At 48.6% G+C, this 2,582-nt stretch carries 3 protein-coding genes and 1 pseudogene; all 4 read left to right on the top strand.

The genetic code is table 11. The features are described from left to right. Positions 1-102: 102 nt before the first annotated feature. Positions 103-585: pseudogene (locus tag RTI30_RS13985) on the top strand (cytochrome d ubiquinol oxidase subunit II); the annotation flags it as partial. Positions 586-647: 62 nt separating this feature from the next. Then, positions 648-968, top strand: a complete 321-nt coding sequence (locus RTI30_RS13980; protein ID WP_312284112.1) for a hypothetical protein — start codon at positions 648-650, stop codon at positions 966-968. Between the two features lie 471 nt (positions 969-1,439). Continuing rightward, positions 1,440-2,189, top strand: a complete 750-nt coding sequence (locus RTI30_RS13975) for a hypothetical protein (RefSeq protein WP_312284111.1) — start codon at positions 1,440-1,442, stop codon at positions 2,187-2,189. Positions 2,190-2,198: 9 nt separating this feature from the next. Then, entirely contained in the window at positions 2,199-2,510 is a 312-nt protein-coding gene (locus RTI30_RS13970) for an antibiotic biosynthesis monooxygenase (RefSeq protein ID WP_312284110.1), read from the top strand. Positions 2,511-2,582: the final 72 nt, after the last annotated feature.

The raw sequence follows: 2,582 nt of genomic DNA, 5'->3' as shown, positions 1-2,582 counted from the left end.
TCGCCCCAGGAAATGTCTGGGATTTCGGACACCTGCCGAAGTTATGGCGCAGCAAGTCAGAGAGTTATATGCGGGTGTTGCACTTCAAACTTGAAACCGCCTCTTTTTGCTCGGTTTGAACCGGGAGACGAAATCAATCGGAAAGCACAAAAATGGACTACGGCATTTTCTTATCTGGCGCTCGCCACTATCGTAGTGGCATTAGTATGGTCCTACGCCATATTCCCCTGGGCTGCCGCCAAATGGACGGGTCCGTATTGGTGGATCTGGGCTTTGTGGCTACTAATTGTATTGTTTGCGGCTTACAAGTCCATGATGGCTCATGCGATGCAACGGGATTTTGTGGCTTTGCTGTGGGGGGAAGGAGTAGTTGCTCTCCTGTGGTTTGCGATGTGGGCTACGATGTTTCCCTATATTGTTCCCGATACCTGGACCATTACGGAAGCAGCTAATCCCGCAGACTCGATCGCTGTATTTACACTATTCATGACCGGCTTTGTACCCATTATGATTTTGTATAATTGGTATCAGATCTGGGTATTTCGCGGTCGCTACACCAAGAAAGCAAGCTATGCTGGTCATTGAGTAGGATCGAAAGGTCGCGCTCCAAAAAGGAGCGCGACTGTACTGGACAAAGGAGCGTTACGATGGACGGAAAATTGGCATTACAATCTCAAAGGATAACTTGGAAGCTCTCAGGAAAATCGCTAAGCAGTGCACATATCACCATTCCCAGAAGCACCCTGCAGGAGGTCTTTGATGCTTTTGATGAACGACAAGTGATCCTGCAATATCAGGTCGATGAATTATTGGCAGAACTGCCTGTACAAAAAGATGAAAACCGTTTGCGGCAAGAGGGCGATAGGATTGCCGTCGAGTTGGATAAGATGCGACGATTTTTACAAATAGTTCGTAGGCAATTGCTCCTGACGTGCGGTTTGGCTCGGCTTAACATTCCAACTTATTGACTGCTATCTCGGGCTTGTGAACGATGTTGGTTTTGGAAAGTATCCGTAAGGTCCAGAGATCCTCTTCGGTCACCTGTGATATTCGGCGCATCCTGTCCAGCAGCACCCAATCGCCAGCGAGATCGACCCAAGCCATTCGTCGGCACTGGGAGCTTGTCGATACTTCCCTAAGTGGTGTCCTCTTCCAAGAAATTACGTAACTTCCTGTTATGCTGGCTATCTATAGATGGCAGTTATAAAGAAAGTGCTTGTCTCCTCACCGAAAAGAGTCGAAACCGATAGATCCGTAGAGTGGGTAGAAGGGAATTACCTCGTATTGTTGAGGTAACGAAACTTTCTGCATCAAAATTGCTTTTTATCAATGCACGATATTTTCTCCCATCTTAATCTATCACTATAGTTGTGATACCTGCACTTCAAGATACAGGCAAGCCCTACATCTGGCCTGTTCTTAGTCGTGCAGCATGGTTGGTGCCCATCACCACCAACGTTAAGAGTTCAGAGGAAAATATCATGAATAGAAAATTTGGATTACCGAGCACCGAAGAAGTACAGATCGCTGGCAAAACTGGGACGGGTAACAACAGCATGGGATGCAGCGGTATGCAGGGCGGGGGTGGCCGGGGTATGGGTGGAGGCGGCAGAGGCATGGGCGTCGGTCGTGGCAGGGGGGACATTGGCAAAAGCCAAGGTATGAATTTATCAATAGGCCGAGAAGCGGGAATGAAACCATCTGGAATGTCCTTTGAACAAGAAGAAGCCCTGGAGCTAGAGATGGCGGGAAAAGTAGGCGCTGATCGTATGACGCGCCACAAGCACGACCAGGAGGTCTTTCATACGCTCCTACGCTATCACGACCAGATCCAGCGGGAGGTCACCAATCTTCCTAATGGGATCAGGTCTCTTACCACTTCGAAAAATCCCGAAATCGTCCAACTGCTACATGATCACGTCCCCGCAATGCACCACCGACTGGAAGAAAATTTTGGTCTCCGTTTCTGGGATCCAGCTTTTCCTGAGATTTTTGCGCAACGGGAAAAGGTTCGTATGGAAGTTACCCTGGTCCCAACCGGGGTGCTAGTAGAAGAAACCAGCGAAGACCCCAATGTAGCCAAGCTGATCCAGGCCCACGGAATGATAGTAAGTCTTTTTGTCCAAAAAGGTTTTGAGCAAGCCCAACAACAAAGCCCACTACCGGCAGATTATCAGCGGATTATCTAGGAGTTCATTATGACATATGTGGTTGCCAATCGCGTACCTGTTGCACCAGAGTTTACGGAACGATTTGAGGAAAGCTTCCGCAATCGAGAGGGAACCGTAGAAAATCATCCGGGTTTTCTACGCATGGAAATTCTCAAACCGGAGGATCCCGAAGGAGTCTACATAGTATTAACGCACTGGCGGAGCAAGGAGGATTTTGTTGCATGGATGCGCAGCGACGACTTTCGCAAAAGCCACGCACATCCTCTTCCACCCGAAGCTTGCCGCGGGAAGAGTGAGATAGAAACCCATGAAGTATTGATCAGCATCTCAGTAACGTAAATCCGGGAGCTGAACAACGCTGTTGCGAAACCATACCAGCACTACCTTTATCGCAGGAGAAAATGATGTTAC

This window comes from Candidatus Igneacidithiobacillus taiwanensis, from assembly GCF_031962545.1.
Lineage (GTDB): Bacteria > Pseudomonadota > Gammaproteobacteria > Acidithiobacillales > Acidithiobacillaceae > Igneacidithiobacillus > Igneacidithiobacillus taiwanensis.
The sequence above is the reverse complement of the archived record's forward strand: the minus strand, read 5'-3'. Positions and strand labels throughout refer to the sequence as shown.

What these genes read in the sequence shown, in the direction of transcription:
- RTI30_RS13970 (WP_312284110.1), top strand. Translation starts at nt 2,199, where the DNA reads ATGACATATGTGGTTGCCAATCGCGTACCTGTTGCACCAGAGTTTACG.
- RTI30_RS13980 (WP_312284112.1), top strand. Translation starts at nt 648, where the DNA reads ATGGACGGAAAATTGGCATTACAATCTCAAAGGATAACTTGGAAGCTC.